The organism is Dactylosporangium sp. NPDC000555 (assembly GCF_040300025.1).
In the GTDB taxonomy this organism is placed as follows: Bacteria; Actinomycetota; Actinomycetes; order Mycobacteriales; family Micromonosporaceae; genus Dactylosporangium.
This window is the reverse complement of record NZ_JBEPDB010000192.1, coordinates 1-2,424: the sequence shown is the minus strand read 5'-3', so window position 1 is coordinate 2,424 and position 2,424 is coordinate 1. Positions and strand designations below refer to the sequence as shown.

The following is a 2,424-nucleotide window of genomic DNA, read 5'->3' as shown; positions in this document are numbered from 1 at the left end:
TATCTCTTAAGTTGGGAGTGTCGTGCTGGCAGGGCTCCTCGGCCCTCGCCCACCCGCAGCGGCAAACCCCTCCCCCCCGTCCACAAACCCCCGGCGCGGGCCGCGCCGGGCCCCCCCCCGGGCGCCCCCCGGCCGCGTGAGCCGTGCCGGGTCGGGCCGGCCGTCATCGGCACCGCGGTCAGCCCACCAGGACGAGCCCGGTGAGCGACACGCTCGCCAGCACCGTCGTGCCGAGCACCCCGGCGCTGAGCGCGCGCCAGCCGCCCCGGGCGATGCTCCTCAGGTCGACCGCGGCGCCGAGGGCGAACATCGCCGCGGCGAGCATGACGCCCGACGCGGTCGCCGCGCCGTGGAGGAACCCTTCCGGTACCAGCCCGATGCCGCGTACCGCGGCCATGGCCATGAAGCCGACGACGAACCAGGGAAGCACCGGCGGGCGCGTGCCGGTGGCATCGGCGGCGACGCGGCGGGTCGCGGCGACCACGGCGACGAGCGGCGCGAGCAGGAGGACCCGGCACAGCTTCGCCACGACCGCGACGGTCAGCGCCGTCGTGCCGGCCATGCCGCCGATCGCCACCACCTGGCCGACCTCGTGCACGCTCATGCCGGCCCACAGGCCGAGCGTCGTCTCGTCCAGTCCGAGCAGCACCCCGAGCGCCGGCAGCGCGGCCAGGCAGAGCGTGCCGATCACGGTCACCACCGCGACGGCGGTGACCACGTCCTCCTCGTCGCCGTCGGTGACCTCCTGCATCGCGGCCACGGCCGAGGCGCCGCAGACCGAGACGCCGGTGGCGATCAGCAGGGCGCGCGCCGGGCCCAGGCCCAGCAGCCGCCCGCACCAGCGGGTGACCACGAAAGCGGTCACGACGCCGAGCACGGCGACGGCGACGGCGCCGACGCCGAGCTGCCGGATGTCCGAGACGGCCAGCTGCAGGCCGAGCGGGACGACCCCGGCTCGTAGCAGGGTCCGTGACGCGAACGCGAGCCCGTCCCGCAGCCGGCTGTGATAGCCGCCGAGGCCGCGGACGAGAATGCCGAGCACGACCGCCACCACCACCGGGCTGGCCGCACTGCCGACGACACGGTTGACGGCGTAGCCGACGGCGGCCGCGGCCGACGCTGCGAGCAGACCGGGGGCTGCGGCGCGGATGTGTCGCGTTGCGACGGTGGCCCGGCTCGTCCGGTCCTCGATGTACACCTGGCGCCCCTCTTTCCAAGTCCGTCCAAGTCCGTCCCCCGTGGGTGGTGTTTTCAGGCTGTACCCGCCGGGGCGGGGCGAGTAGCCGCCGGTCGCGCGCCACCTCATAGCCTGTGGCTATGAGTGGACTTCCCGACCTGGAGTCACTGCGGCTGCTCGTGCGGGTGGCGGAGCTGGGCAGCCTCGGCCAGGCCGCCCGGGCGTTGGGGATGACCCAGCCGTCGGCGACGAAGCGACTCGCCTCGCTGGAACGCCGGGCGGGCCTGCCGCTGCTGGTGCGGACGCCCCGCGGCTCGGGGCTGACGAACGACGGCCGGGTGGTGGTGGACTGGTCGATGCGACTGCTGGAGGCCGCCGACGAGTTCCAGGCCAGCCTGACCGCGCTCCGGGAGGCGCGGGCGGCCCAGTTGCGCGTCGCCGCGAGCATGACGGTCGCCGAGGCGCTGCTGCCGGGCTGGCTGCATAAGCTGGGGTTGCGCGAGCCGGACGTGCGGGTCGGCCTGACCGTCGTCAACTCCGCGGAGGTGGCCCGGCTCCTGCTGGCCGGCGAGACCATCGACGTCGGCTTCGTGGAGGGTCCGTCGGTTCCGGCCGGGCTCGGGCAGCGACCCGTTGGCCACGACGAGCTCATCGTGGTGGTGGCTCCGCGGCATCCGTGGGCGCGCCGCCGCCGGCCGTTGCAGGCGAGCGAGCTGGCCGCCACCCGGCTGGTCGTCCGGGAGGTCGGCTCCGGCACGCGGGACACGCTCGAGCTGGCCCTGCGCCGGCTCGACCCGGTGCCCGCCCACCTGGCGCTCGGCTCCAACGCGGCGGTGAAGGGCGCCGCCATGGCGGGCAGCGCACCGGCGGTGCTCAGCCGGTACGCGGTCGAGGCCGAACTGGCCGCGGGGCAGTTGGTGGCCGTACCCGTGGTGGACCTGTCGCTGATGCGCACCCTGAGGGCCGTCTGGCCGCGCGGTCGGCGGCTGACCGGCGCGGCCACGGCGTTGTTGCGGGTGATCGAGGTGTCGGGCGGGCCGGAGCGGGTGCGGCGTGCAGGCCGCAGCGCCCGGACCGGACGTTCGGGCTAGCGGCTGCCGCTTGCGGCCCGGCTGGACGGCGCGAGGTGCCGGGCGTACGCGTCCGTGGTGAAGAACGGCGGGAGGTACTCGTCGAGCGCGGTGCGCTCGACGACACCGGCCGCCGCCAGATCGGAAGAGCACACCTATGAAATCCAGTCACAATCT

General features: G+C 75.1%; 3 protein-coding genes. 1 reads left to right on the top strand and 2 read right to left on the bottom strand.

From position 1 onward, the window contains the following. Nucleotides 1-178 precede the first annotated feature (178 nt). Complete coding sequence (locus ABT297_RS42905) at nucleotides 179-1,198, bottom strand: YeiH family protein (RefSeq protein ID WP_350559940.1); 1,020 nt, start codon at nucleotides 1,196-1,198, stop codon at nucleotides 179-181. Between the two features lie 119 nt (nucleotides 1,199-1,317). On the opposite strand from ABT297_RS42905, the gene ABT297_RS42900 reads away from it, so the two are divergent. Beyond that, nucleotides 1,318-2,268 (top strand): LysR family transcriptional regulator, encoded by a 951-nt coding sequence (locus ABT297_RS42900; protein WP_350559937.1) that lies wholly within the window; start codon nucleotides 1,318-1,320, stop codon nucleotides 2,266-2,268. Here ABT297_RS42900 and ABT297_RS42895 read toward each other — a convergent pair. Continuing rightward, nucleotides 2,265-2,402, bottom strand: a complete 138-nt coding sequence (locus ABT297_RS42895) for a hypothetical protein (protein ID WP_350559934.1) — start codon at nucleotides 2,400-2,402, stop codon at nucleotides 2,265-2,267. The genes ABT297_RS42900 and ABT297_RS42895 overlap by 4 nt on opposite strands. Between the last annotated feature and the right edge of the window lie 22 nt (nucleotides 2,403-2,424).

Coding starts and splice junctions, on each gene's coding strand:
- ABT297_RS42900 (WP_350559937.1), top strand. CDS start 1,318: ATGAGTGGACTTCCCGACCTGGAGTCACTGCGGCTGCTCGTGCGGGTG.